Annotated in this window: 22 protein-coding genes and 1 pseudogene; 7 read left to right on the top strand and 16 right to left on the bottom strand. The window is 59.4% G+C overall.

The annotated features are described in order from the left end of the window. Positions 1–250: 250 nt before the first annotated feature. The 3 genes from JQ586_RS22335 to JQ586_RS41585 form a co-directional block, all read right to left on the bottom strand. Positions 251–1,231 (bottom strand): helix-turn-helix transcriptional regulator, encoded by a 981-nt coding sequence (locus JQ586_RS22335; RefSeq protein ID WP_212396762.1) that lies wholly within the window; start codon positions 1,229–1,231, stop codon positions 251–253. Positions 1,232–1,435: 204 nt separating this feature from the next. Further along, on the bottom strand, positions 1,436–1,894 hold the full coding sequence (locus JQ586_RS22330; RefSeq protein ID WP_212396761.1) for a hypothetical protein: 459 nt from the start codon (positions 1,892–1,894) through the stop codon (positions 1,436–1,438). Positions 1,895–2,181: 287 nt separating this feature from the next. Continuing rightward, complete coding sequence (locus tag JQ586_RS41585) at positions 2,182–2,451, bottom strand: DUF6894 family protein (RefSeq protein WP_409411006.1); 270 nt, start codon at positions 2,449–2,451, stop codon at positions 2,182–2,184. A gap of 804 nt (positions 2,452–3,255) precedes the next feature. Here JQ586_RS41585 and JQ586_RS22325 point away from each other — a divergent pair. From JQ586_RS22325 to JQ586_RS22305, 5 genes are all read left to right on the top strand, one after another. Next, entirely contained in the window at positions 3,256–4,653 is a 1,398-nt protein-coding gene (locus JQ586_RS22325; RefSeq protein ID WP_212396760.1) for a protease pro-enzyme activation domain-containing protein, read from the top strand. 127 nt (positions 4,654–4,780) lie between these two features. Further along, positions 4,781–5,233 (top strand): hypothetical protein, encoded by a 453-nt coding sequence (locus JQ586_RS22320; RefSeq protein WP_212396759.1) that lies wholly within the window; start codon positions 4,781–4,783, stop codon positions 5,231–5,233. Positions 5,234–5,515: 282 nt separating this feature from the next. Continuing rightward, complete coding sequence (locus JQ586_RS22315) at positions 5,516–6,610, top strand: alpha/beta fold hydrolase (RefSeq protein WP_212396758.1); 1,095 nt, start codon at positions 5,516–5,518, stop codon at positions 6,608–6,610. A gap of 206 nt (positions 6,611–6,816) precedes the next feature. Continuing rightward, positions 6,817–7,161, top strand: a complete 345-nt coding sequence (locus JQ586_RS22310) for a cupin domain-containing protein (RefSeq protein WP_212396757.1) — start codon at positions 6,817–6,819, stop codon at positions 7,159–7,161. A gap of 541 nt (positions 7,162–7,702) precedes the next feature. After that, the gene (locus tag JQ586_RS22305) at positions 7,703–9,604 is read left to right on the top strand and encodes an ATP-binding protein (RefSeq protein WP_249147928.1); all 1,902 of its coding nucleotides are present in this window, start codon (positions 7,703–7,705) and stop codon (positions 9,602–9,604) included. Positions 9,605–9,980: 376 nt separating this feature from the next. Here JQ586_RS22305 and JQ586_RS22300 read toward each other — a convergent pair whose 3' ends face one another. The 6 genes and pseudogenes from JQ586_RS22300 to JQ586_RS22270 all read right to left on the bottom strand — a co-directional run bounded on the left by JQ586_RS22300 (position 9,981) and on the right by JQ586_RS22270 (position 16,088). Continuing rightward, positions 9,981–10,334, bottom strand: coding sequence for an HdeA/HdeB family chaperone (locus tag JQ586_RS22300; protein ID WP_212396756.1), 354 nt, complete (start codon positions 10,332–10,334; stop codon positions 9,981–9,983). A 429-nt stretch (positions 10,335–10,763) separates the two neighbouring features. Further along, positions 10,764–11,059, bottom strand: a pseudogene (locus tag JQ586_RS22295) (adenylate/guanylate cyclase domain-containing protein); the annotation flags it as partial. Between the two features lie 278 nt (positions 11,060–11,337). After that, a complete protein-coding gene (locus tag JQ586_RS22290; protein WP_212396793.1) occupies positions 11,338–12,453 on the bottom strand; it encodes a Zn-dependent alcohol dehydrogenase in 1,116 nt (371 codons plus the stop codon). Between the two features lie 310 nt (positions 12,454–12,763). After that, positions 12,764–13,204, bottom strand: coding sequence for a carbon monoxide dehydrogenase subunit G (locus tag JQ586_RS22280; RefSeq protein ID WP_212396754.1), 441 nt, complete (start codon positions 13,202–13,204; stop codon positions 12,764–12,766). Positions 13,205–13,242: 38 nt separating this feature from the next. Beyond that, positions 13,243–14,796: a 4-hydroxyphenylacetate 3-hydroxylase family protein gene (locus JQ586_RS22275; RefSeq protein WP_212396753.1), complete on the bottom strand. Its 1,554-nt coding sequence runs from the start codon at positions 14,794–14,796 to the stop codon at positions 13,243–13,245. A 65-nt stretch (positions 14,797–14,861) separates the two neighbouring features. Continuing rightward, positions 14,862–16,088 (bottom strand): ABC transporter substrate-binding protein, encoded by a 1,227-nt coding sequence (locus JQ586_RS22270; RefSeq protein ID WP_212396752.1) that lies wholly within the window; start codon positions 16,086–16,088, stop codon positions 14,862–14,864. A gap of 164 nt (positions 16,089–16,252) precedes the next feature. Here JQ586_RS22270 and JQ586_RS22265 point away from each other — a divergent pair, with 164 nt between their 5' ends. Further along, a complete protein-coding gene (locus tag JQ586_RS22265; protein WP_249147927.1) occupies positions 16,253–17,308 on the top strand; it encodes a winged helix-turn-helix transcriptional regulator in 1,056 nt (351 codons plus the stop codon). A gap of 12 nt (positions 17,309–17,320) precedes the next feature. Here the strand turns inward: JQ586_RS22265 and JQ586_RS22260 are convergent, their stop codons facing one another. The 7 genes from JQ586_RS22260 to JQ586_RS22230 are packed head-to-tail and all read right to left on the bottom strand — an operon-like array spanning position 17,321 to position 24,937. Next, positions 17,321–18,862, bottom strand: a complete 1,542-nt coding sequence (locus JQ586_RS22260; RefSeq protein ID WP_212396751.1) for a class I adenylate-forming enzyme family protein — start codon at positions 18,860–18,862, stop codon at positions 17,321–17,323. An 11-nt stretch (positions 18,863–18,873) separates the two neighbouring features. Next, on the bottom strand, positions 18,874–19,623 hold the full coding sequence (locus JQ586_RS22255) for an SDR family NAD(P)-dependent oxidoreductase (RefSeq protein ID WP_249147926.1): 750 nt from the start codon (positions 19,621–19,623) through the stop codon (positions 18,874–18,876). Continuing rightward, the gene (locus JQ586_RS22250; RefSeq protein WP_312016995.1) at positions 19,616–21,967 is read right to left on the bottom strand and encodes a xanthine dehydrogenase family protein molybdopterin-binding subunit; all 2,352 of its coding nucleotides are present in this window, start codon (positions 21,965–21,967) and stop codon (positions 19,616–19,618) included. The genes JQ586_RS22255 and JQ586_RS22250 overlap by 8 nt, the downstream gene beginning before the upstream one ends. A 43-nt stretch (positions 21,968–22,010) precedes the next feature. Continuing rightward, the gene (locus tag JQ586_RS22245) at positions 22,011–22,772 is read right to left on the bottom strand and encodes an N-acyl homoserine lactonase family protein (protein WP_212396789.1); all 762 of its coding nucleotides are present in this window, start codon (positions 22,770–22,772) and stop codon (positions 22,011–22,013) included. Continuing rightward, positions 22,769–23,251, bottom strand: a complete 483-nt coding sequence (locus JQ586_RS22240; RefSeq protein ID WP_212396750.1) for a (2Fe-2S)-binding protein — start codon at positions 23,249–23,251, stop codon at positions 22,769–22,771. The genes JQ586_RS22245 and JQ586_RS22240 overlap by 4 nt, the downstream gene beginning before the upstream one ends. Positions 23,252–23,255: 4 nt before the next feature. Then, entirely contained in the window at positions 23,256–24,116 is an 861-nt protein-coding gene (locus JQ586_RS22235; RefSeq protein WP_212396749.1) for a xanthine dehydrogenase family protein subunit M, read from the bottom strand. A 47-nt stretch (positions 24,117–24,163) separates the two neighbouring features. Beyond that, positions 24,164–24,937: an enoyl-CoA hydratase-related protein gene (locus JQ586_RS22230; protein WP_249147924.1), complete on the bottom strand. Its 774-nt coding sequence runs from the start codon at positions 24,935–24,937 to the stop codon at positions 24,164–24,166. A gap of 451 nt (positions 24,938–25,388) precedes the next feature. On the opposite strand from JQ586_RS22230, the gene JQ586_RS22225 reads away from it, so the two are divergent. Further along, positions 25,389–25,847, top strand: coding sequence for a hypothetical protein (locus JQ586_RS22225; RefSeq protein ID WP_212396747.1), 459 nt, complete (start codon positions 25,389–25,391; stop codon positions 25,845–25,847). The last annotated feature ends 31 nt before the right edge of the window (positions 25,848–25,878 follow it).

Genomic DNA, 25,878 nt, shown 5'->3' with positions numbered 1-25,878 from the left:
TTGCTTGTCGGGATTCAATCCGAGCTGATTTCAACGAGATATTTGAACCAGTATTATTTTCGACTTTTTCAACAATATCGACCCGGAGCGGACATTGACAAGTCGCCGAATGATCTATGTCGCGTCTAGCGCTCATTCCTGCGATGTCGGCATGCGCCTCTTCGATGATGTTAAAGAAAGGGTGTTCGCGCAGTTCACAAACATTCGCGAAGGCCGCAAATACTCGCATTCAGTGGCGTCGTTGGCAGGATCACTTCTGTGCCCGCATGGTCGATGCGGCGCGCACACCTGAGGGCGTGTCGCCGAAGTGCCGGCGGAACATGCGATTGAAATAAGAAACGTCACCAAAGCCGGCCTCAAACGCGATATCGATGATGGCCAAATGCGGATGGTGCGGGTCAGTCAACATCGCGAAGGCACGATCAAGCCGGCATGCTGCGAGGTGCTCGGTGAACGACTTTCCGGTCCCCTCGTCGAGCAATTGTTGCACGTATCGCCGCGACATACCGATCGCCCCAGCGACTTTGTTCAGATCGAAATTGGGATCGCTGGAGCGCCGCGCGACCTCCGCAAGGATCTCCTGAAGCTTTGCTGCCTTCACACCGCGCTCCGTAACGATGTCTGCTGCTTGGTCGGTCGGCCCGAGCGTCGCGGCTACAAGGTCGAGGAGATGTACACTGACGGTGGCGGCCAGTTTTGATGACGGCGGTTCTTTGAAGGATGTGAGCGACCGCAGGTAGCGGTTGAGGAGTTTCAGCGCCGGTCCGGAACGCACTGGCCGACCTGCCAGATCTTCCGGGTTGGCAACCAGAGACCTAAGTGCGGCAGCCTGCACGGTTACGAAAATAACGCTCCCATCACGTGGTGCAATTACTCGTAGCGGCCTTCCCCGATCAACCAAACAAGCAGAGCCAACATCATAGGCGTGCTCTTGGCCAGCATTGGCAAATTGGACCGGTCCAGCCTCGACGATGTTCAGTCCAAACTGTTCACGGCTATCCTTGAGGTGATGCTTGTGACGAATAAACTCCACTGGCGTCGCGACAAGGCGACAAACGCCAACCGCGCCGAGCGACAAGTAGGTGACGTCGATACGCGGGCGGCCGCCGCTGTGATCTATCACGTCCAAGGCGAGGTTCAGTCGCGTAAACTCCTCACGGAACGTGGTGAACCGCACACGCTCCGGCAGCATCTCGGTCGACCATTGCAAACGCTGAGACGACGTTGGCAATCTGATCTCCGTTCCGGGCGCTGCTTCTCACGTTCCGGGGGCAGCCCCTTAAGAAATCTTATCGCGCTTCGCCGCTGTGTGAAACAAACTACAAAGTGTAGACAGGCTGCACGACATGATCGAGCGGTGCTCGACGCGTTGCGCGCCACATGCGAGTCATGCCACCCGAGCAGATTGTGTCGATTTCGTAAGGGCAGCGCCGGCTTACCGAGCTATATCCTTCATCTTGGCTATAGCTTTGTCTACCTTGCTCTTGGCTTCGCCGAAAAAATCAATGGCCAAAAGCTGGCCGCCGCGAACGTTCTGCTTACCAGATCCACTAACTCGGAATCGATTGGGAGCCACCTCCTCGATGCTCAGGGAGCACGACACTCCGCTCCAGGACCCAAAGCTCATTCTGGTCTCGAAAGTCACAAGTCCGATTGCTTCGTTAGCCGCGGTGAGCTTCCACCCTAATCGCATCACAGCGCTCATCGCCACTTTGGTCATAAGCGCCATGGTTCCAGTGAAGGTGTCGGTTGAGCTATCGTAATGTGCGGCAACCCGTGCCGTCGGCGCCGCTTCGCTTGAAGGTGATCCGTTCGCCGGCGCCCCGCACAATGGACAAGCCATCGCTTTGTCAGAAATTGCGCGAGCGCATTCCCAACATTTAATCAATGCCATGTGTCTACCCCTCTGAAATGCTCTTCTCGCGGGGTATCGGTGGCGCGCGCCAGCCCTCGCGGGCCCCCTGCCTGTGCTTCCGAGGTAGGTGGCCCGCTTCCGAGGGCTGGACTAGAGGAAGTCTACTCCAGCTTTGCTCGCCATGTGCGATTAGACGGCCAAAGCAATGGGCCCGCAATTGAGAAACAGGATTACTTTTCTCGATTGCCTGGGATCGGGCGCACGCTTAGGGCGGTACTTCTCGCTAGCAGGCGAAGGGCCGCCAACCGCCGTCGTCCGTGCGGACTTCAATCGCAATGTCCCGCTCTCCGGTCTGTATTCCTGGCAAGGTCAATCAGCGAAGTCGCCGCTTCGACCCTAGCATCGGGGAGGTTTTTAAGCTCAAGCCCCTCTTCGTCGGGGTAGAGGTCGGCACCAATCCCGGATGTCGAAAAAATGCGGGTCAGCCGCGCCTTCAGTTTCTCGGCAACGGTTGGGACGAGGATACCGGTTCTGAGGGCTATGCAGTTTGTGCCAGTGGCAGATGGCCCAAATGGTTGCCCGGAGTTCTCCGCCACCGGTTGTCTCTTAAGACAGCCATGCGGGGCCGCGCGGCGCTCGACTATTGAAATGTCGTATAGGTCTGAAAGTGGTCACGCCCTCAGAACACCGGAGGCCCATTTGAGCCATGTGTGGTGGGCACAAACTGTGTGGCCGCCGAGCTCGGGCTGAAACATCCTGGAATGAAAGAACCGGTCAAACCGAAAATGAGACGAAGCATCCCACGCGCCTAGAAGAGGCACGGCGGATCATCGAAGAGTACGCCAACGACCTTCGAGAGATCATCAAGAAGCCTCGCGAGCGCAGGCCATCACGGCTCAGACCGTCCTCTTTTGCCTTGTCCTCTCCGTCGCCGCCTCTCCCAGAATCGGATTGCTGTGTTTGATTCGCGACTTGTGATGCGCATGGAAGGGCGAAGTGAAACGGCTAGACACAGGTGATCTGCCCTGGCGCGTCGCCGATTTATTTCAACGGGGTGCTGATCGCGCTGAAGGTGCTGTCGACGGATTGTGGTCTCTGGCTAAGGACGTCTTTCAGGCTCGTCGCCAGCGCCGGTTCGAAGGAGAAAAATTGAAACAAACTACGAAATCGGCGGGAAGCGGTGGACCGCCAAACACCCTATCCACACCCACGACACGCGGTAATCTCGCGCATGCCACCGAGACAGCGCTGAGGGCTTCCGTCGGACTGCCGCGGTTAGCAAATTTCGATTGACGCCGGTCGGAACCGATGTTGCGATCAGCGCAAATTCAAGTTGTAGTGCGAAAGTGACGCGACCGAAAAGTGTTAAACGAATAATTAGCTGACGTAGGGGGGGGACTATGATCTTCCTTGGTGTCCGCACCGTTGTTGTGGCGATGTCCGTTCTCGGTACTGCGTCGGCTTACGCGGCTTCGCGAGAGCCGGTAGATTTGGGCCGGCTCACAGGTCGCGTCGGCGACCAAACAATCTCGGTGACGATTACCTTGAAGCTACGGGACCTAGCCGGGGCTGAGGACATGATGCGCCGGGTCTCCACACCGAACGTTCCGATGTACATGCGCTTCATGCTTCCGGCTCAAGTTCAGGCCCGGTTCGGCCCGACCGAGGAGACCGTGACAGCCGTCATCGCGTCGCTGCGTGGACACGGACTGACCGTCGAGCGAACAACGGCGACAACCTTGCGAGCCACCGGCACGCCGACGATTATGGAGCAGGCGTTCCAGACGAGCCTGCATCAGTTCCAGCAGCCCGCGACCGACAAGGCGCCAGCCGTGACCTTCCGCGCCCCTAACACCCGACCGGTGGTGCCAGTCGAGATCGCGTCCGCGGTCGGGACCGTGGTCGGTCTCTCGACCAAGCCTGTCTTCCATTCGAATGTGCACCGAGCACGGGCCAGCCTTGCTAACGCGCACGTCCAGTGGAGCGCGGTCGCCGGCGCCGACAGTGCGCCGGTGGGTAATCCTGGGTTTCTGACCGTCCTTGATGTCGCCGCCCGCTACAATATCAACCCGCTCTATCAGCGAGGCATCATGGGCCATGGCCGGACCATCGGCATCGTCACTCTGGCGAGTTTCACTCCGAGCGATGCGTTCGGCTATTGGAACTCCCTCAATCTGAAGGTCGATCCCAATCGGCTCATCGTGGTCAATATCGATGGCGGACCGGGGGCACCAAGCGATGCATCCGGCTCAGTCGAAACTACGCTCGATGTCGAGCAATCCGGCGGCGTCGCCCCGGACGCAAAAATAATTGTCTATCAGGCGCCGAACAACTTTCAGGGCTGGGTGGACGCTTTCGCGGAGGCAATTCAAAGCAACAACGCGGATTCAATATCCAGCAGTTGGGATGCCTGGGAGGCATTTGCCAATGGCGTGTTAGCCTCAGACGTCGCAGATCCGTTCTCGGGCCAAGTCGTCACCTTTGCACAAGCGGCGCATGAACTCTTCGTGGCGGCGGCGTTGCAGGGCCAGAGCCTGTTCGCCGACAGCGGCGACTACGGTGCCTACTACTTGGCCGGCGCTATCGGGAGAGGGACATTAGGCATCGGCACGTTCACGACGCCGTTGAGCGTCGACTTTCCTGCCGCCGATACGGCCATCACTGCGGCTGGGGGGACAACCCTCCCCGTCACTATTGTCGCCGCGCTGCCGAGCGGCCCGTTGTCCATTAACGTCCGGACGGAACGCGTCTGGAGCTGGGATTATTTGCAACCGCTCTGCGGTTGCACTTCGAGTTGATCCAATCACCCGCGGCATCTTTCCGGTTGGCGGAGGCGGAGGCGTTAGCGTCTTTGCACCGGTGCCATTCTATCAGCTGGTAACCGCGGGCGTGCGGTCCAGCCAACCGGACCAGGTGCTCAGTGAGGTGGACACGGCGCCGCCGCAAACCCTGTTCGTCTTTCCCGCGCATTTCCGTGGACGCAACTTGCCCGATGTCTCCCTCAACGCCGATCCACTTACGGGATACGTCGTGTTCTATACGTCCGATACGACCGGGTTAGCAGTCCTGTCGAGAGAAGGAGGTACGAGCTTCGTGGCACCGCAGCTCGCCGGCATTACGGCTCTGCTATCGCAGAGCGCCGGACGCCGGCTCGGCCTTCTCAATCCGCTGCTCTATGGGTTGGCAGCGCTCGACGGTACTCGGGGGCCCGGCGCCGTACTGAACACCATTTCGACCGGTGACAACTGGTTCTATTCGGGACGCGATGGCTACAGCCCTGCGGCCGGCCTCGGCACGCTGAACGTAGGGAACCTGGCTTCGAGGATGAAACAACTCGTCCCGCCTGGATTGGTCGCTGTGCAGAACCGGACGAACTGAGCGGGAGCAGCGGGCAATTGGCCTGCACGGCCGGAGAGAACGGCAGCGGAAGGCTGTAACGCAACGTTGCCGCGTAGCTTCCGATGCACAAAGCGCTGGGTCACCGCGCCAGGAGTTTTGTTTGAGGGATGTCCGGATGTGGCCCTTACCGACCGACCCCAACACCTGTCTGAATATCGGCCATCGGGGGGTAGACCGGACAGGGTCGACGCGCGGCCATATCGACGCAAATGACACAAGTCGGACATTGCCGGGTGACTAACCATCACGTAACAATTTGCCATGTCCCAAGACGGCGGCCAAAAGATCCGTTTCTGCACGAGCCGCGATGGCGTCCGCCTCGGCTTTGCGACATGTGGCACGGGGCCGACCGTCATCACGGCAGCGCATTGGATCAGTCATCTACGGCTCGATTGGGACAACCCCGTTCGTCGCAGCTGGTTGTCGATGCTGTCGCGACGAAACACCCTCATCCGGTACGACCCACGTGGCACTGGCTTGTCAGATCGCGATTGCGCTGATTTCACTCTGCCGCGGCAGATCGAGGATCTGGAGGCCGTCGTCGAAGCAGCAAAGTGTGACCGGTTTGCTCTGCTGGGCCTGTGGACCGGAGGTGCAGTTGCAGTCAACTACACTGTGCGCCACCCTGAGCGGGTGACCCATCTCGTCCTTCACGCTTGCGCCACACGGGGGCGACTAGCGCGCGACCCGACTCCCGAGCAATTGCAGGAGGCCGAGGCCCAACTCAAGTTGATTGAGCTCGGCTGGGGTAACGAGAACTCTGCATTTCGTCAGCTCCACACGTCCCAGCTGATACCTGATGCAACACCCGAGCAAGCTCGCGCTTTCAACGACCTAATGCGGCAAACGACAACTCCCGCGAACGCCGCTAAGCTGCTCAGGGCACATTGGGCTGGGACAGACAATCGTTCCCTCGGTCCCAGGATCAAGTGCCCCACGCTGGTGTTGCACGCGCGAGAGGATGCGAGAATACCGTTCGAAGAAGGACGATTCCTTGCCGCACTCATTCCAGATGCTCGCTTCGTGCCCCTCGAGAGCCGCAATCACGTCCTAATCGAGAACGAGCCTGCCTGGCAGCAATTGGCCGCCGAACTGGACAGCTTCCTGCCTGCGACTGCGTCAGTGCCGATCGATGCGGGGGCAACGTTCGTCGACGACCTCACACCCCGCGAGGCCCAGGTGCTGGAGCTGATAGCGCTGGGGCTCGACAACGCCACGATCGGCTCGCGGCTCGGCATCAGCGAACGCACGGCGCGTAATCACGTGTCCGCCGTGTTCAGCAAGCTCGGCGTCAAGACGCGTGCAAAGGCCATCGTTCTGGCGCGTGACATCGGCTTCGGCACCCGGCAGCGCTGAGGGCACTCGTCGCGATCGGTTCTGCACTGCCTTCATTATGACAAACCGTGACATTTGTCCCAGCCGATGGCCGCCGAGCCTCGTTTCAGCGCATCTGTCACGATCAGAGGTAGTACCGCCGTCTCTTGGAGCTGGCGTGGCACGCTGGTATCTCTCAGTTAGGCTGACAGTGCCGAAACTGTCGTCAGCAAGACCGGGAGCAACCCATGAACGTCGTGACGGATACGTCCAAGCTGTTCGAAGCCGAGCGCCGCGTACATCACTTGGTACGGCCTAATTTCCGTATCACCGAGATGCAGATCAGCCCTACCCAGGAGGTGCCGTGGCACTATCACAATCATGTTCAGGACACCCTCCACGTTGTGTCCGGGACCATTCGCATTGAGCTGCGCGGCCCAATCGAGGAGGCGCGCCTGTCCCCTGGGCAGACGTTTTCTATTGCGCCGAAACGGCCACACCGCGTGACCAACATCGGCGATACATCCGCCAACTTCATCGTCTTGCAAGGTAACGGAGAGTTCGATTTCGCTCCTATTGCGCGCGACAAGTAATGGTGCCCGGCGGCCAGCAAGTGGAGGTGCGCGGCACCCAGCGATAGCAGTTCGCTTAGTAGCACCAATGACCACTTCTGGCACGGAGGCGAAGAGGCGGCATAGCTCGATGGAGTCCGCTCGTCGGGGTATACCGGACCAGATTTGCTGGGGTGGCGTCCTTCGCGTTTTGGACCCGATGCGGACATTAGCCGCCGACTCGGCGATCCTCCTCCTTGGCAGGTGAGGAAAGGATTTCAAGTTGACATGCTAGACCGTAGTAACCTCGTGAAATGTTAGTTAGAACGGTGCACCGTCTTGGTGTAAGATCAGCTCTAGCGGCCTCAATTCTGTATTGCTCCGCAAATCGAAGGCAATCTGTAAAGGTAAGTTCTGGTCTCCGAAGGGGCGAGGAAGATTGTTCCTAAACCAGCCATCGGAGATCAGATTGACTTGGTTCAGGGATGCCCGCCAGCGAGGGCGTTTCCGTAGTATTACGGGATAATCCCATGAGGCAAAGTCAAGAATTAAGGCCGAGATCGATCTCGCACGGAAGCGGGCCTTGTATCGCGAAGAAACATTTGCAAGCCTAGCCTCCGATCTCCAGCCCGCTTTTGTGTATATGCACCGCCTCTCAAGCTCTGTCAGAGTTGTCCTTTTTCTGCTGGCGATATCTACTGGACCGGTGGCGCTGGCCGCCGATAGCAAGCAGGTTTTGCTGCTACATTCGTTTGGTACAGAGATGAGGCCTTGGAGCGATTATGCTCGAGGCATTCGCGAGGAACTGAACCGCCAGTCGCCTTGGCCGCTGACTATTACCGACCAATCGGTGATCTCGGCTCGCTACAGCAATAGCAAATTAGAAAAACCCTTCGTCGAGTACCTCGCTGCTCTATTTGCCGAACAAACTCCCGATGTGATCGTAAGCGTAGGCGCGCCGGCTGCAGCGTTTGTGCAACGAAACCGGGGGCAGCTCTTCTTGTCCACTCCGATGGTCCTCACCACTCTTGAGTCACGTCGCATCCAATATTCCAGTCTTACGCGGAACGACGCGGTCGTACCCATTCAGATCGACTACAAGGCCGTGATCGCGAATATCCTGAAGGTGTTGCCCGACACCCGACATATCGCAGTCGTCAATGGCACATCTCCCAATGAGAAATTCTGGTCGAACCTCATTCACGAGGAAGCTGCGCGTTTATCGCACCACGTTGAATTTGTATTCTGGGACAGTTTGTCATTCGACGACATTTCGAAAGAAGCTGCTCGGCTGCCACCGCATTCCGCGATTATCTGGGAAGGAATGAGTGTGGATGCGGCAGGCGTTGTGCACGATGGCAATGACGCGTTCAAAAAACTTCATGCGGTCGCCAATGCTCCCATTTTTGGTTATACTGAGCCACTCATCGGGCAAGGCATTGTTGGTGGCCCGTTCAATGCGGTGTACGACACAAGCCGAACGGCAGCCGCCGTTGTGGTTCGAATCCTCGGGGGTGAGACTCCCAGCGACATTAGAGTACCTCCTCTACCGTTTTCGACGCCAAGATTTGATTGGCGTGAAATTAAGCGGTGGGGGATTAGCGAAAGCCGGCTACCGTTGGGGAGCGAGATCGTCTTTCGCGATCGCACCGCATGGCAGCAATATCGTTGGCAGATTGCAATGATTTCCACGGTCGTGCTGCTTCAGGCAGTGCTGATTTGTGTCTTGCTGTTTGAGCGGCGCCGTCGTCAAGTTGCCGAAGTGCAGGCTCGGCAACGCTCTGCTGAACTTGCGCATATCAACCGATACTCCATGGCGGGCGAACTTACGACAACAATCGCGCACGAACTTAATCAACCGCTCGGGGCGATTTTGACCAACGCTGAAGCGGCGGAAGTGCTTATCAAGTCGACCTCTCCCGACCTTGACGAGGTTGCAGAAATCCTTGCGGATATTCGCCGAGACGACCAGCGAGCCAATGATGTCATCGGTCGATTGCGCAGCCTGCTCCGGAGAGAGCCACTTGAGTTTAAGCGAATCGATTTCAACGATGTTGCGCGCGACACCCTCCAATTTCTCGCTGCATTGGCGATTGCTCGAAAAGCGGATCTTGCAAATCTTATCGGGCTGACGCCTCTTCCCATCAGGGGTGATGTGGTTCAACTACAGCAGGTCATCCTTAATCTAATTGTCAACGCGATGGATGCGATGTCAGACGTGTCGATTGCTGACCGTAGAATTACCATCTCAAGCGCGCGTGACGGCAACGTCGCCGAGGTCTCGGTATCGGACTTGGGGCCTGGCATCCCCAAGGAAAAACTCAAGGATGTGTTCGAACCGTTCTTCACCACAAAGCCTCACGGCATGGGTATGGGGTTATCCATCGCACGAACTATTGTCGAGGCGCATGGCGGGCGGTTATTCGCGGAGAATAGAGCAAAGGGCGGTGTGACGTTTTACGTCAGGATACCGCTCGCGGAATGACCGCAGTTGGTACGTGGCGACCGTTTGCGCGGTACGGGGAAATGTAGCGCGGTTATACCGGAAGGCGCCCTCTAGTCTAACGCTCAGTAAAACCAGCAGGCAATCTTCCAGACCAGAGGCTGGAACGATGTGACGAGAGGGAGCGTTTTACAAAGGATGCACCACTGTCCAACGCGTTGCAGAGATCAACACAAACCTCACTATCGCAAGGCTCAGCCGGCCACCGGCCACGCGATGAGAGCTGCTCGAGGTACTCGAGTGTCACAAGAGGCATTTCGGCGCTAATTGAGGAAAGCAGCGGGCGTCCATGACTCCAGATGCGTCATCTCTGCAGACGCCGGCTGCCGTACATCCCTCATGGTGAGCAACGGGTCCCTCACTTTTTCATCTTAATGCCATTTTGATCTCGATATTGATTGAATACGACATCAATGGCTTGGATGACTTTCTTGTCCTTGTTCGCTTTGCAATAAACGATGATCTCGTGCTCTAGATCCTTGGCGCGATCAACTTTCATCATGTGCTTCTTTGCAAGCCCATTATACCACCCGCTGTACCAGGCTGTGAGATGATCAGCATCCTCCTGATAAGTGTTGGCAAGCTGGGCACACGTTAGAGCCTGAACATCAATGTAGCCGTCTGGGTTTGCATACGTCTTCAACTCAACCTGCGCCTCACAAGGCGTAACGGCCGCGATCGCGAGTGCTGCCGAAACAAGGACCAATTTCATTATGCGCTACCTTTCTGACGTTGAGGACCATGCTCCTTGACGTCGGGCCAAATGTGGAGACGCGCACTATCGTGGGCTTGATATAAATCAAGGACTCAGATCGGATCTGCCGGTTGAGGCTGGCGTGTGTCAACTTCACCCGCTCCCAGCCTTCCTTCACGACCGGGTCAGGGCGTTCGCCAACGACAAGGGAGGCCAGCGGGTCTTCGAGATTTGTATCCTTTGCATAGACCGCAGAACTGGTCGTCCCTCCCCTCTCAGAACGGATCGGCCGAGCGTGGTGCTGCGTAGACGGCGCTCAGGGGCGTTTGACCGGAACAATCACGAGCTGGGCGATCGCATCGCCCGCGAGCGTGAAGTAGGAGCGGAGCTCCAGCGGATCGGGCAGACCGGTCTTGTCGTAGTCACCGGTCACCTTGGCGAGAACGTGCAAACCCCGCCCGGCTCTGCAATCCCTTCAAGACGGGCGGCAATATTGACGCCATCGCCAAAGATATCGTTGTCATCGACAATGATGTCGCCGACATGGATGCCGACGCGAAATTCGATGCGCGTGGCCTGGGGCACTGTGGCTTTTTGCTCAACCATGCCGCGCTGCACCTCGATGGCGCCTCTGGCGGCACCAACGACGCTGGCCGCCCGCGATGCGCGGCGATGGTGGGGTCCAGGAGGGACCTTCTGGTAGCCTTGAGCCGAGCCAAGACGCCTTCTTCGTCCGCGCTCATCAGGCGGCTGTAGCCGGCGACATCCGCCACCAGAATTGCCGCAAGCCGCCGTTCCACGCGATTATGGGCAACAACAGCACCCGAGATCGGTCGATTCCGTTCCAAGGATCAAAGCACAGGGCCTTGCTCTTGGGCTAGGGCCAATGCCCGAGTTGGGTCAAAGACGGCGTTCGCGGCCCGTTCGCTTGATGTTCGCTGTGCCCCTGACAGCGGCGGGAAAGCGGTCATCCTCTAACCGCCGCTTAGGGCCAGAAGCGGTAGCACGCGGCTTGTTTAACTCACGTGTCAAACCGTACGACGCCTCGCAAGTTCTTGCCCGCTTGGAGATCAGCGTAACCGAGATTAATGTCCTCAAGACGATAGGTCTGCGTGATAAGCTCGCGCAGCTTCAATGTGCCCTGACGATAAAGCGACAAAAGCTCCGGGATTTGGACCCTTGGGCTGGCAAAACCATACACCGCGCCCATAATCGCCTTTTGTGAAACGCATAGTTCGAGCGGCGGAATGCTTATTTCGGAAACGGTGTCGGGCGTCAGCGCCGTAACAACCACATTGCCCGCCTTGGCGGTCGCGCGGAAGGCCGGTAACAGCGTCGCTGGTGGGTCGATGCATACGAAAGCGTGGTTCACGCCAATACCATCGGTGAGTGCGAGCACGGCCTTGGTGAGTTCCTCGCCCTGTTGCTCGAGCGTGTCGGTCGCACCAAACTCTCGAGCCCAAACCAGCTTGGCGGGAACGATATCCGCAGCAATGATCTGTGAGGCGCCACATAGCTGCGCGCCTTGAATGACGTTCATGCCGTCACCGCCGCAGCCGACAACAAGCACGGTGTCGTTCCTCTTCACTCGGGCGCGATAGCGCGCCGCTCCTACGCCTGCCGGCACGCCGCACGCGACCAAACTTGCGAGATCGAGCGGAACGTCTTTGTCAATGACAACGACCGAACCTCTATCGACCACGGCATACTCAGCAAAGCCGCCAATCATGCAAAAACTGCCGACTGCAACTCCTTCACGGTCGCGTCTCCGATACGTTCCGTCGAGCTGCGGGCCTTGAGTTATCCGGGGACCTTGCGCGCAGAGGTGATGCAGACCTTGGCGACACCAACGGCAAACGCCGCAGCCCGGAATGAATGTCAAAACCACATGATCACCGGGATTGATCCCGACAACCTGTCGGCCCGTCCTTTCGACGATGCCGGCCGCCTCGTGACCAAGTACCATTGGTTTCATCGCGACGCGGCGTTCACCGCGCATGACGTGATAGTCGGTGCGGCAGAGTCCGACCGCCGCGATGCGCACGAGCAGCTCGGTTGCTCCCGGTTCATCGATTACAATGGGTTCGATCGATAGCGGGAGGTCAATGTCGCGAAATACGGCGGCAAGGCAATCCATATTCAGCAAGCCTACTGGTCCGGTGATCAAAGCTATCGGCGAAAGAGAGGAACTGCAACTTTCGCTTCGGGTATCAATCGCTACAGTGGCCCGGCTTCAGAGCGGACAGATGGGTGGTCGGGTGCATTGGTCGCGATGGGCCAGATGTGGTCATTCGATCACCTCGTCGGCGCGGGCAAGCAGTGATGACGGAATGCGGACTCCGATCGCCATTGCGGTGGTGCGGTTGACGACCAATTCAAATTTGGTGGGCTGCTCGACAGGCAAATCGGCAGGCTTGGCACCACACTCGAGTTTAGAGGGAAGATAACTAGAGAGATCGTGCGAAATTGGCGAAAAACTCGTCCGCGAGCTTCTTGGCCGTCCCATTGATCAATCGTTGGCCCAGCTGCGCCAGTTTGCCCCCGATCTGCGCGTCAACGTGGTAACTCAACAGCGTGCCGCCCTCACGTTCGACAAGAATAACCTTGGCGGCTCCCTTCGCAAAGCCTGCCACGCCACCCTCACCTTCACCCGAGATCTTGTATCCGCTGGGGGGATCGAGATCGCTCAATGTGACTTTCCCTCGAAACCGGGCGGACACCGGGCCGACCTTCATCTTGGCAACGGCGCGAAAACCCTGCCCGTCGGTTTTCTCCAACTCTTCACATCCGGGGATACAAGCCTTCAGGACATCGCTGTCGTTCAGCTTCTCCCAAACCACCTCCCTTGGCGCGGCAAGTTGGATCTCCCCGCTCATCGTCATCGCCATTGCACTTTCTCCGATTTCTTGACCTTACGCTTCCCGATTCAATTGCGGACCGGCGCGAACACGCGCTCCATGTAGGTGGAAACGTCGCATGAGATTTCTTCGCGCGACGCATCAGTCACGCCGGCCAGCACCTTTGCCAGCTCCTTCTTGAACTCGATTTGCATCGAGCGGGCGATCTGAATCCTCTGCGCTTGTGGTGAGCCCGCACCGTGCATGGATTCCGTGAGATATCCCACCGCATTCCTGCCGAGCGTCATGTTCTCGACCAGGCGCAGAACCCGGATCCGGTCCTCGGTCGCAACCTCCGGACGGCCTTTCAGGTACTTCTCGACCAGGGGCCCGATCGTCTCGTGCCGCAAGTCCCGTTCCGAGGGGAGTGTAACCATCAAGCCGCCCGCCAGATCCTGCGCCAGGCGGCCGATCTCGTATGGAAAACGCGTGACATGATGCTTGCAGACGTTCGCCAACATCTCATCGGGCAGGTACGCCCCCGAATTCATGGCAATCCCCTGGTGGCTCGCGGCGATACCGGTCCCGTAGATCGTCTCGTTGAGATGGGTCATTTCGACGAGCTTGTCCCGAACATGCGAGACCCGTTCCACGCCATTGTAGTCGGCGACGGTGGCCGCGGCGCCGATCAGTACATCGCCGACCCCCGACTTGCAGACATAGCTGCGACGGTGGTAGCAGGTGAATCGCTCGACCAGCGTTGAGGCGAACTCGACTTCTCCATCCAGGAAGACAAACTCCATTGGGATAAAGACTCCGTCGAAGATAATCATCGCCTCCTGACCCGAGAATTGCGTGTTGCCGGCGTCGATGTCTCCCTCTTCAGCGCTGCGAGTGTCGCAGGACTGCCTACCGTAGATGTAGGTTATGCCCTCAGCGTCAACCGGAATCGCACCGATGATGGCATAGTCCTTGTCGGCGGCCTCCAGCCTCATCGTCGGCATCACAATCAGCCAGTGCGAGTTCAAGCAGCCGGTTTGGTGCGCCTTCGCGCCGCTAACGTAGACGCCATCGGGGGTACGCCGCACGACGTGCAGGAAGAGATCCGGATCCGCCTGTTGTGACGGCGGTTTGCCGCGATCGCCTTTCACGTCGGTCATCGCACCGCCGATGACCACGTTTGCACTCTGCACGCGTGCGAGGAACTTCGTGAATCGCGCGTGGTAAGCGGTTTGGTGTTTGAGATCGAGATCGTATGTTACCGAATGCAGGGAATTGAGGGCATCCATGCCGACGCAACGTTGAAAGCAGGTGCCCGTTAGCTGCCCGAGACGGCGCTGCATCTTGTTCTGCATAACAAGATCGCTGGAACTAGCGGAGATGTGGAGGAAGCGGTTCACGCGATCGCCGGTCAGAGGCGAGACGGCAGAGGCAAGTTCCGGGTCCTCGTTGGCAAGGTCGTAGGTTCTTGCGACCGCATTAATCGACGGTCTGATGATGGGGTGGTCGACCGGCTCCTCTACCCGCTCGCCCATCAGATAAACCTTCAACCTCCGCCCCCTGAGGCTCTCGACGTACTCGGCACCAGACCGGATCTGCTTCCCGGATCCGGTAGAACTCGCGGCGATAACTTCCTGATCCATCACGAGGCCTCCTTCGGTTCGGGCTCGGATGCGACCACACCCCGGGCCCATGTTGTCGCTCTGTTTCAGTCCTTCTTCACCAACGGGCAGGCGCTGTCCTTCAGTGGACGGAATGCCTGGTCGCCGGGAATCACCTCTCGCAATTTGTAGAAGTCCCAGTCCGCCTTCGACTCGGACGGCCTCTTGACTTCGTAGACGTACATGTCGTGCACCATGCGACCGTCCTCTCGGATCCGACCGTTCTTGGCGAAGAAATCGTTGATCGGGATTTCGCGCATCTTGCTCATGACGGCCTGCGCTTCATCCGTGCCGGCGGCCTGGATTGCCTGCAGGTAGTGCAGTGTCGACGAATAGTCTCCAGCGTCGCCCATATGCGGCATACGCTTCATGCGTTCATAGAAGCGCCTGGACCAGGCTCGGGTTTCATCATCACGGTCCCAATAGAACGCGTTGGTGAGAACCAGTCCTTGCGCGGCCGAGAGGCCCATGCTCTTGATGTCGGTGATCCAGACCAAGAGGCCCGCAAGCGTCTGACCTCCAGCCGGAATACCAAATTCCTGCGCCGACTTGATCGAATTCACCAGGACATTGCCGGACCCAGCCAGCGCCACGACCTGCGCTTTCGACGATTGCGCTTGCAGCAGGAACGAGGACTGGTCGAAGGAGTCGGGTGGATAGCGGGTCGATCCGACGACCTGGCCACCCAGCGCCTTCACGACGGCAGAAGTGTCGGCTTCGAGCGCGTGTCCGAACGCGTAGTCAGCCGTTAGGAAATACCACGACTTCTTGCCGTCCTTAGCGAGTGCGCTGCCGGTACCACGCGCCAGCGCGTAAGTGTCGTAAGCATAGTGGACGCTGTTCGGCGTACAGGCGTCCCCTGTCAGGCGGGACGACCCGGAGCCGTTAATGATAGCGATCCTGTTCTTTTCCTTCGCGAGGCCGGAAACGGTGAGCGCAATAGAGGAATTGATCAGGTTGCCGATCATGTCGACGTGATCGACATCGAACCACCTTCGTGCCAGCGCCGAAGCTGTGTCCGGCTTATTCTGGTGATCGGCAACGAGCACCTCGATAGGCTTGCCAAGCACTTTGCCGCCGAAGTCTTCGACGGCCATCTTCACCGCCGTTACCGCGCCCTCGCCCGACTCATGCGAGAACTGCCCCGACATGTCGGTCAGCACCCCGATCTTCACGACACCGTCTGAGATAGCCGTCGTTTGGGCTCCGGCACTGCCATTAACCGTCAAGATCATCGCCGTCGCGATCAGGACGCTTCCGATTCTCAGCTTCATGACACTCCTCCCCAGGCGTTCGTATGCTGCTGACTTCAGATTGATCACTAGCATAACTAGACTAATGTAACATGCGTAACTAGACTGATTTTTACGACGAGTCAATCGCGCCGATGTGCTAGAGGTGCGCAGTTCTCGAGGGCCACCGCAGTCGCGGTGTCTGCATGGATGGACGTTCCGGAATGCCAGCTACCGCCAAGACCCTGACAGCCAAAGCCTCGGCCAAACCAAGGTCACCCGCGGCGCTCCGGACATCGGTCGGTCGAACCGAACGCAATTGCTCAGTCGCGCGTACGCTCGACATCGTCTCCGACGCCTGGGCGTTCCTGATCATCCGCGAGGCCTTCTTCGGAACGCAGACGTTCGAAGCATTCCGCTCGGCGCTCGGGCTCCCACGCGCGACGTTGACGGACCGCCTGAAGAAGCTGACCCAGCTCGCCATCTTTCGTCAGGTCGCGCCCGGATCCTCCCAGCGCAAGGAGTACCGGCTGACGAAGATGGGGTTCGATCTCTATCCGAGCTTCATCGCCCTCATGCAGTTCGGAGATCGATGGCTGTCCAAGGGTAAGCCTCCGCCGCTGACGCTCATTCACAACAACTGCGGCTGCGACAGCCATCCCATCGTTACGTGCTCCCATTGCGGAGAAAGTGTTGGGGCTCGGGACGCGAAATATCGCGATGGTCCCGGCGCAGGACGCAGTCCTGCCAAGTCAGGCCGTAATACGAGGCGACCTTCCGATGGAAGCCGGTTTGTTCTTGGTCGTCCGAGCTCCGTGTCGCGCGCACTAGAGATCATCGGTGATAAATGGAGCTTCATGGTGGTCCGCGAGGGCTTCTTCGGTAACCGTCGGTATGACAAGATACTGACCGAGCTTGCGATCGCGCCGAACATCCTAACCGATCGACTAAACCGCCTGGTCGCAAGCGGCGTGTTCTACCGAAGGCAATATCAGAGTTCCCCGGATCGATACGAATATCTTCTCACCGACATGGGGCGTGACCTCTATGGTCCATTCATCGCGATGCTGCGATGGGGCGACCGTTGGCTCTCGAAGGGGAAGCCTCCGCTGATACTCACTCACCTCAAATGCGGACATGACTTCCAGCCTTCGGTGGACTGCGACCGCTGCAAGCAACCGATCGTTGCCGCCGACATGCGGTACCGGCTGGCGTACGATCCCAGGTCATTTGGTGCACTCGGCCCGCGCTCCGTCGAATGAGTCGATCGCCGGTCAAGCCTGGTTCAACGCTTCAACCAGCTTGAAGCGCATGATCTTCCCGGAGCCCGTCCTCGGAATTTCGCCAACAATATGGGTCGCCTCGGGGATCTTGTAGGCTGACAGATGCGCGCGACAGTGATCCATCAATGCGGCGACGTCGAACTCGCTTTCCTTCGCAACTACGAAGAGGCAAGGAACCTCTCCCAACGTCGCATGCTTGACGCCGACGACCGCGCAGTCCTTGACCTGGGCATACCGCACCACGACCTCCTCGATCTCGGCGGGCGCGATGTTCTGGCCGCCACGGATGATTAGCTCCTTGATCCGGCCCGTGATAGTTAGGTAGCCGGATGGGTCTGACTTCGCGAGGTCACCTGTGTGGTACCAGCCTTTGCGCAGCGCGGAAGCCGTCTCCGTCGGCTTGTTATGATAGCCCAACATCAGGTTTGGGCCACGGACGATCAATTCGCCCTCCTCACCGATCGGAACGTCCTCGGCCGAGAACGGATCGACGATGCGCACGGCCAGACCAGGCAAAGGTAAGCCACACGACCCCATCGGTCGGGCGCCATGCAACCAGTTCATCGTTACCATGGTCGAGGTTTCGGTGATGCCGTACCCATCCAGCAGGCGGGTTCTGAACCTTTCTTCGAACGCGCGGTTGAGGGTCGCCGGCATGATGGCGCCAGCGGAAATGCAGAGGCGGATTGTACCAAGACGCTCGACGCCCGTCTCCTGCGCGCGATGCAAGAGATAGTGAAACATCGTAGGCACGCCAGGAAGGACCGAATACTTTCCTGTTTGGAGCAGATCAAGTGTCTGCTGCGGCGAGAATTTCTCCATGATGTGCTCGCTCGCACCGATGGAGAGCACGCTCAGTACCGATAGATTCAAGCCGTACGAGTGGAAGAGCGGCAGCGGCGACAGGACGACGTCCTGCTCGGTCAGTTCGGCGATCGGTGCCCAGCACGACGCCGCGATCCACAACATGCCGCGCAAAGACAGCAGGACGCCCTTAGCCCGTCCGGTCGTCCCGGACGTGTAAATGATGAAGGACGAACGATCGATGTTCTCGGGATCGGCCGGTGGTGCATCACCGCCTACCGCAAGCCCAGCAAGCGAGATCCCTGAATTTTCCGCGCCTGGCCCCGCGAAAACAGACATCGGCGCAATAGCGGCATCGCTGAAGATCTTGCCGGTCAGTTCCTTCCTGGCGACCGTCGTGACGATGAACCCGCACTCGGCATCGGTCAGTCGATAGCTGATCTCGCCTTCCGCCGCGTCGTAGCTGATCGGGACAATGATCGCGCCGGCCCGCAGCGCGGCGAAGCATGCCTCGATCCAATCGACCCCGTTTGGCAGGTAGATCGCGATCTTGTCGCCGTCGCGCAGACCGACCTTTGCCAGATTAGCTGCAATTGACGCGGTCCGGCTGGCGAGCTGCCCGTAGGTAACGGATCGAGTCGAATCCCAGTACGCGACCTGGTTCGGCCGTTGCTTCGCGTGACGTTCGAGAAGCGTCGCGATAGGCGCGATAAGATCGACGTGAAGCATGCCCTCCTCCCTCAGACCATGCTGTATCCGCCGTTGACGCTGATCACCTGGCCGGTGATCCAGCTTCCGGCATCGGACGCGAGAAGGGTGACGAGAGGCGCGACATCGGACGGCAGTCCGAGGCGCCGGATCGCATAGGCCTTGACCAACTTGTCACGATTTGCATCAACCCAGGACTTGTCGTGGGCCGTCTCGATCAGACCCAGCGAGATCGAGTTTGCGGTTACACCCGATCGGCCCCATTCCCTGGCCAGCGACTTCATCAGAGCGATCGTGCCAGCGCGGGCGGCTGCACCCAGTGCGAGCCCGGATTCGCCGACCCTGGAGGAGTCGCCCATAATCGAGATGATGCGCCCGTGGCCAGAAGCTTCGAGCAAAGGTCCCGCACTGTGGGAGCAGTTCAACGCACCGTAAAGACAGGTATCGATCTGCTTCTTCCAATCGTCCGGAGCACTTTCGCTGAAGCGTTTGCGGAACACCAGGCCGGCGTTGTTGACCAGGATGTCCAGCCCGCCCAAATCATCCTTGATGTCAGAGATCATCTTCTTGACGACGTCTGCATTCGCGATGTCGGCCTGATAGGCCTTCGCCTTACCGCCAGCCTTCTCGATCTCGGCAACCACTGCCTCGGCCTCAGTCTTCGAACTGTGGTAATTAACCGCGACGCTTGCTCCGTGTTCGGCAAGCATCCTGGAGATGGCCGCACCCACATCGCGTCCGCCGCCCGTCACAAGGGCGACACGTCCTTTCAAGTTATTCATCAGCGTTTCCTTTCGATTTAGGCTTGGCTTTTTCCATCAGTTGGAAAACGCGTTCTGGCGTCATTGGAAGGATGGAGATGTCGATATTCAGCGGCGAGAGCGCATCGGCGATCGCATTCGCAATCGCCGCCGGCGCGCCGATCGTGCCGCCCTCGCCCATGCCTCGGAAGCCGCCCGTAACAGCAGACTCGCTCTCGACATGGACCACGTTCATGACCGGCACCTCGGGCGCGGACGGGATGACGTAGTCCACGAGGCTGGCGGTCAGAAGCTGGCCATCTTCGTCGTAGATCAATTCCTCGAGCAGCGCGGCACCGATGCCTTGCGCCACTCCACCGTGCACCTGCCCGTCGACGATCATCGGGTTGATGATCCGGCCGCAATCTTCGGCGACGACGAACTTCAGGATTTGCACGAAGCAGGTCGCTGGATCGATCTCTACCGCGGCAATGTGGGTGGCGGCCGCGGTCGTCCCATTAATTGGATCGTAGGTGTAGGTCGCGCTCAATTCGTCGCGGGCATCGACCGGCAGCGTCTTCATGTCGGAATAGACGGCCTTGGCGATCTGTTTGAACGTCACCATGCGATCGGTACCGAGTACGATGGCCTTACCGTCGGTCACCTCGATGTCGTCAGCGTTGGCTTCCAGGAGGTGCGAGGCGACGCGCTGGATTTTCTCCTGAAGGATTTTCGCCGCGTGCTTCGCCGCGCCGCCTCCAAGCACTGCGCTGCGGCTCGCGTAGGTTCCGGTCGACATCGGCACCTCGTCGCTATCTCCCTGGATGACCCGAACATCCTCGAACCGGGCTCCGAGGTCGTCGGCCACGATCTGGGCCAACGTGGTCTCAAGGCCTTGGCCGTGGGAAGCGACACCAAATGCGGCGGTGATGGCGCCCGTCGAGTCGATCGTAATCTTCGCCGTTTCTGAGCCCGTATTGATCGGCATGCCTGGCGCCACGGCGATCCGCGAGCCGATACCCGTCAATTCCGCGTAGGAAGCGATGCCAATACCGAACAGACGTCCCTGGTTGCGTGCCTCGGCCTGCTCTCTCCGGAGTTGGTCATAACCAGCCGCTTCGGCCGCTGCTTCCAGACACTCGATAAAGCCAGTTTTGTCCCAGATGATTCCGGAGGCGATCCGATATGGAAACTCCTCGGCTCGAACCAGATTGCGACGTCTGATCTCGAGCGGATCGATCCCGAGCGCCCTGGCCCCGAGGTCCATCAGACGCTCGGCGACGAAAGTCGCGATCGGCCGACCGACCCCCCGGTAGGGGCCGGTCGGAGGCTTGCAGGTCGCAACGCCGCGCACCGCGCCCCTGTACGACCCGATCTTGTACGGGCCCGGCAGGAAGCTCACGACCTGGACAGGCTCCAGACCGCAGGTCCAGGGATAGATCGAGTAAGCGCCCACGTCTCCGATTACGTCCGCTTGCAGCGAGGTGGCGACGCCATTCTTGTCGAACCCCATCTCCGCATCGACGACCTCGGCGAAGGCCTGGCTGCTACTGCTGACGTCTTCGAGCCTGTCCGCGGTCCATTTGACCGATCGGCGAAGCTTGCGCGCCGTGATGCAGATCAGGAGTTCCTCCGGATAGAGCGACCCTTTGGACCCAAAGCTCCCACCGACGTCGGGCGCAACCACCCGCAGGCGGTGCCCCGGAAGATCAAGCGATTCCGAGACCGCATCGCGAACGATCCCGGGAATGTTCGAGGACGTGTAGAGCGTGATGGCGTCGCGACGCTTGTCGTACTCGGCGGTGTAGCTCCGCGGCTCCATCGCGAGCGGCGCCTTGCGCGTCATTTCGAAGCGGCCGCCTACCCTAACTGCAGCGGCCTTCAGATCAGCCGCAACATCGCCCTTCTTGAATTCACGAGCAATCAGCACGTTGGTGCCGGCAGCCTCATGAAGAAGCGGCGCGTCGTCGACGACGGCCGATTCCGCGCGGGAAATCGCGCCAAGCGGTTCGTACTCGACATCGATCAATTCAAGTGCGTCTTCGGCAAGGTAACGTGAGGTCGCGACGACCGCGACGACGGCCTCGCCGACATATCGGACCTTGCCGGAAGCTAGTGGCACGATTGGGGTCGCGTAGTAACTCGGCATCCGCGAGAACGGGATCACCGGCTTGAAATCGTCGGCAATGTCCTCAGCTGTGAGAACGGCCGACACACCCGGCGCCGCCTGCGCTGCGGCGGTATCGATGCGGGCGATCCGCGCATGCGGCTGACCGCTACGAAGGAATGCAAGATGGAGGGGTCGGTCAGGCTTCCGGTCCGCAGTGTATTCGCCGTTCCCGGTCAGAAGACGCGGGTCTTCTGTGCGCTTGATCGGCGCACCCACATTTCGAGGTCTCAGGACGTCGGAGGGGCCTGCGCGTCGATCGCTATTCATAGCCTTCTGATCCTTTGCGCAAGCCCTGCCACTGCTGGTCGTCATGGCCACAGATGACGGTGGCCCCGCTCTTCTCGATTCGCCTGATCTCCTCGAAGGTCCGCAACTGTTGCTCGACGTTCCAAGTGTTCCGCGGAGCGGCGTCGGCATCGAGATTCTGCCGCAGGCTGACTGCGTCGGAGGCGAGCAGGAACTGGCCTTCACGGTCGAGCCCAACGAGCGCTCCGAGCATCCCCGGCGTGTGGCCTGGTAGCGGCACCAGTACGAGGCTGGAGTCCCCGAACAAATCCTTCTCCCCGCTCACGGGCTCGATCGCCTGTCCGTAGTCCCAGTCGGCTTTCAGGTAGCCCACCGCCTCGGCACCCGGAGCCCTGGCAGCTTCGATCTCCTTCGCGTGAGCGAATATTGTTGCCTTCTTGAAGAACTGATTGCAGCCGCAGTGGTCGGGGTGGAAATGGGAATTCACGACGATATCAATATCGCCGGGCTTGAGCCCGGTACAAGCGAGGCTCGGCAGCAAGGTCTCGCTTGCGTTCATCATCGGTCTCATGACCTTGGCGAGTGGTCCCCAGCGGCCCTCGGCGTCATCGACCACAGAGGGATGACAACCGGTATCGAACAGCACGTTGCCCTGCTTGTGCCGAATCAGCGTGCAGCTGACGGGAAGATCGATAGTTTCGCTGCGGTCCGCACCCGGCACGTAGATGCTCTTCTTCATGCGGAGGCGGCCCGCGGGCAGGAAATTCAACTTCATGACGCCTTCTCCGAGCGCTTTGCGGCGGCACTTCTGATCGCCGCCACGATGTTCTGATAACCGGTGCAGCGGCATAGATTGCCGGAGAGCCCTTCCCGGATATCTTCGTCGGTTGCGAGCGGATACTTCCGCAGCAGATCTTCGCCGGTCATCAACATGCCCGGCGTGCAGAAACCGCACTGCAGCCCGTGATGCTCGCGGAACTGAGCCTGCAGCTCATTGAGATGCTCCGGTGAGCCAAGTCCTTCGACCGTGACGATCTCCTTGCCGTTACTCTGGACGGCCAACATCAGGCAGGACCGCACGCTGTCACCATTCACCAGGATCGTGCAGGCCCCGCACACCCCGTGCTCGCATCCGACGTGCGTACCCGTCAAACCCAACCGATCCCGCAGGAAGTCGGAAAGCAGCATGCGCGGCTCGACGTCCGGTACATCGTACCTCTCGCCGTTCACAGTCACTGATACGTTGGTCGTCATCTGATCAGCCCTTCGTCGCCAATGCCGTCTGCAACGCGCGCTTCGCCAGCTGTCCCAGGAGATGCCTGCGATAGTCGGCCGACGCATGGAGATCGCCATTCGGCGAGACCTGGGACACGACGACCTCGGAGAATCGATCGGGAGTCCGGTCGTCGAGTTCCATCGCGACGAGTGCCTGCTCCGCCTCTTTCAGTCGTCGCGGCGTGTCCGCTACGCCCATCACCGCGACGTGCGCGGCCTCTAATCCAGATGGCCCATGCAGGACGGAGACGGCGATGCTGGCGAGCGCGAAGTCGCCGAAGCGGTGCGCGACCTCCTCGAACGCCCAGCCGCTCTGCTTCAGGACCGGAAACTCGACTTCCACCACAATCTCTTCCGGCTCAAGGCAGTTCGTCAGAGCATCGACGAAGAATTCCTCCGGACCGATCGTGCGGCGGCCCGAAGGCCCCTGGACCAGGATTTTGGCATCATAGAATGTCGCGAGCATCGGCAGTTCGGCGGCGGGATCCGCATGGGACAGACTGCCACCGATGGTGCCGCGGTTGCGGATCGCAAGGTGCGCGACATGCCGCATCGCTGCCGACATCACCGGCAGCTTCGAGGCGATCAGCGGCGAATGTTCGAGCTCTCGGTGGCGCGTCAGTGCGCCGATGGCGATGCGGTCACCGCGATCTTCGATGTACGATAATCCCTCGATGCCGTTGAGGTCGACCAGTATGGTCGGACGAGCCATCCGGAAGTTGAGGAGCGGCAGCAGGCTCTGACCGCCCGCCAGCACCTTTCCCTCACCATTCGAAGCGACAAGTGCCTCTACGGCAGCCTCCACCGTCGATGGTGATACATAATCGAATTTGGCAGGCTTCATCGACGCCCTCCAACTCCCTTCAAAGGTTCTTCTCTAACTATCCGGCCCTACTCACCGCGAAACCGGGGCGATCGCTTCTCCGCGAAAGCCCGCCGGCCCTCTTTGAAATCCTCGCTGTCGGAGGCTGCATCGATGAGCCCCTGCGCTGCCGTCAGATCGAGCGCGCCGGCCCCCATCGAAAGGCCGTGCAGCATGTACTTGGCGCCCGCGATCGAAAGCGGTGCGTTGATCGCAAGCCGGTCCAGGAATGTTTCAGCCGCAGCATTCACGTCGTCGTGCAACTCGTCGAGTAGGCCCATCGACATCGCCTGCTCGGCCATGTAGCGGTCCGCCGAATAGAGCACCCGCTTTGCATTGGACACGCCCGTTAAGGCGAGCAGACGCTGCACGCTGTGCACACCATACACGATCGACAATTTCGCCGAGGGTATGCCGATCGTAGCGGTGCGATCGCCAAAGCGGAAATCGCACGCGAGCGCGAGATGACAACCGCCCCCGAGGCAGTAGCCGGAGATTGCGGCCACCACGGGTTTTCCGAGCGCAGCGATCGCGCCCGAGCAGCCGTCGACGGCGACCTCGTAAGCAGCAGCCTGATGACGATCTTCTCTGATTGTCTCGAACTCGGAAATATCAGCCCCAACGGAAAAGTCCTTGCCCACTCCCCGGAGGACGACGCCGCGGACCTCACGGTCTTCGGCGAAGTCCGCAAAAATCGCGGCCAATTCGCGCCACATCGCGAGCGTGACGGCATTCTTTACCAAGGGCCGGTTCAGAATGACGTGGACGGTACTTCCACGTCGCTCGATACGAATTTCCTCCAATGTATCCTCTCTGGCGCACAGCCGGCGAGTTCTGCGGATTTTCCCACGCGTAACCGGCATCCATTTGTTACTTGCATAAATAGACTAATATACTTGGGCGCGTCAAGTTGCATCAGGCGTCGCAACCTTAACTTTCACGTAGAGCATTGATTAGGCGGTACAAATTGCCGGCAGAACTGGCGCAGCTCGATTGAGGCCCATCGACCGACAAAGACATCAAGAGGCAAGCGGGAGACGCCAGATTTCTATCGAGCGCTCGCCAAGAGGTTCTCCGAATGCACCGTCTTCGGTGTGTGCGGTGGTGCAATCCATCGTCGCCCCGCGGCTTTGCACATGGCGGCTACGCTGCCGACAAGCTGGGAGTCAGACGGGCGACGAGGCGGATCGGCGAAAAGCCCCTAACCTCAATCGACACGGATTTGACCGATGACCTCTACGAGAAGCTGTTGGTATGAAGGTAAAAGACCGCAACGGTAATCTCGTCGAGCGAGAGCGGCGTACCACAGTCAACCACGCCATGATGTCATGCCGTCGCGCCTGGAACGTCTGCGCGCGCCGGAACCCACGGCCGGCTGCCCCTGTCAATCCATTTGCCAAAATAGGGCTGCGCTCGTCTGATCGCGAAACGCCGACGGCAACCTTCGAGGAATTGATCGCGTTCAGACGCAAGGCCGCCGAGATGGACCTTCGCTCACCCGCCACCGCCTCCCTGATCGCTTGGGAACGGTTGCGGCGTGAGACCGACATGACGGCGAAGTTCGCCCGTCAAACCGAAAGGCTTGCGGGTTCTGGAGAGGACGCTCTGACGGGCCCCCTCTTTCCTTTTTTTCGTTTACAGCCGCCCCGAGAAATTCACTGGAAGAAATTGGCTTGCGGGCCCTATGTGGGTTTATTTACGACACTCCATTGATAAAAATATCTATAATTCAGTTACTTACATT

This window comes from Bradyrhizobium jicamae (assembly GCF_018130215.1).
Lineage (GTDB): Bacteria > Pseudomonadota > Alphaproteobacteria > Rhizobiales > Xanthobacteraceae > Bradyrhizobium > Bradyrhizobium jicamae_A.
This window is presented reverse-complemented; position numbering and strand designations above follow the sequence as displayed.

What these genes read in the sequence shown, in the direction of transcription:
- JQ586_RS22245 (WP_212396789.1), bottom strand. Translation starts at nt 22,772, where the DNA reads ATGAAGTTGAATTTCCTGCCCGCGGGCCGCCTCCGCATGAAGAAGAGC.
- JQ586_RS22260 (WP_212396751.1), bottom strand. Translation starts at nt 18,862, where the DNA reads ATGCTTCACGTCGATCTTATCGCGCCTATCGCGACGCTTCTCGAACGT.
- JQ586_RS22325 (WP_212396760.1), top strand. Translation starts at nt 3,256, where the DNA reads ATGATCTTCCTTGGTGTCCGCACCGTTGTTGTGGCGATGTCCGTTCTC.
- JQ586_RS22310 (WP_212396757.1), top strand. Translation starts at nt 6,817, where the DNA reads ATGAACGTCGTGACGGATACGTCCAAGCTGTTCGAAGCCGAGCGCCGC.
- JQ586_RS22265 (WP_249147927.1), top strand. Translation starts at nt 16,253, where the DNA reads ATGGATGGACGTTCCGGAATGCCAGCTACCGCCAAGACCCTGACAGCC.
- JQ586_RS22270 (WP_212396752.1), bottom strand. Translation starts at nt 16,088, where the DNA reads ATGAAGCTGAGAATCGGAAGCGTCCTGATCGCGACGGCGATGATCTTG.
- JQ586_RS22275 (WP_212396753.1), bottom strand. Translation starts at nt 14,796, where the DNA reads ATGGATCAGGAAGTTATCGCCGCGAGTTCTACCGGATCCGGGAAGCAG.
- JQ586_RS22235 (WP_212396749.1), bottom strand. Translation starts at nt 24,116, where the DNA reads ATGAAGCCTGCCAAATTCGATTATGTATCACCATCGACGGTGGAGGCT.
- JQ586_RS22225 (WP_212396747.1), top strand. Translation starts at nt 25,389, where the DNA reads ATGAAGGTAAAAGACCGCAACGGTAATCTCGTCGAGCGAGAGCGGCGT.
- JQ586_RS22315 (WP_212396758.1), top strand. Translation starts at nt 5,516, where the DNA reads ATGTCCCAAGACGGCGGCCAAAAGATCCGTTTCTGCACGAGCCGCGAT.
- JQ586_RS22330 (WP_212396761.1), bottom strand. Translation starts at nt 1,894, where the DNA reads ATGGCATTGATTAAATGTTGGGAATGCGCTCGCGCAATTTCTGACAAA.
- JQ586_RS22255 (WP_249147926.1), bottom strand. Translation starts at nt 19,623, where the DNA reads ATGAATAACTTGAAAGGACGTGTCGCCCTTGTGACGGGCGGCGGACGC.
- JQ586_RS22240 (WP_212396750.1), bottom strand. Translation starts at nt 23,251, where the DNA reads ATGACGACCAACGTATCAGTGACTGTGAACGGCGAGAGGTACGATGTA.
- JQ586_RS22280 (WP_212396754.1), bottom strand. Translation starts at nt 13,204, where the DNA reads ATGGCGATGACGATGAGCGGGGAGATCCAACTTGCCGCGCCAAGGGAG.
- JQ586_RS22290 (WP_212396793.1), bottom strand. Translation starts at nt 12,453, where the DNA reads ATGGATTGCCTTGCCGCCGTATTTCGCGACATTGACCTCCCGCTATCG.
- JQ586_RS22300 (WP_212396756.1), bottom strand. Translation starts at nt 10,334, where the DNA reads ATGAAATTGGTCCTTGTTTCGGCAGCACTCGCGATCGCGGCCGTTACG.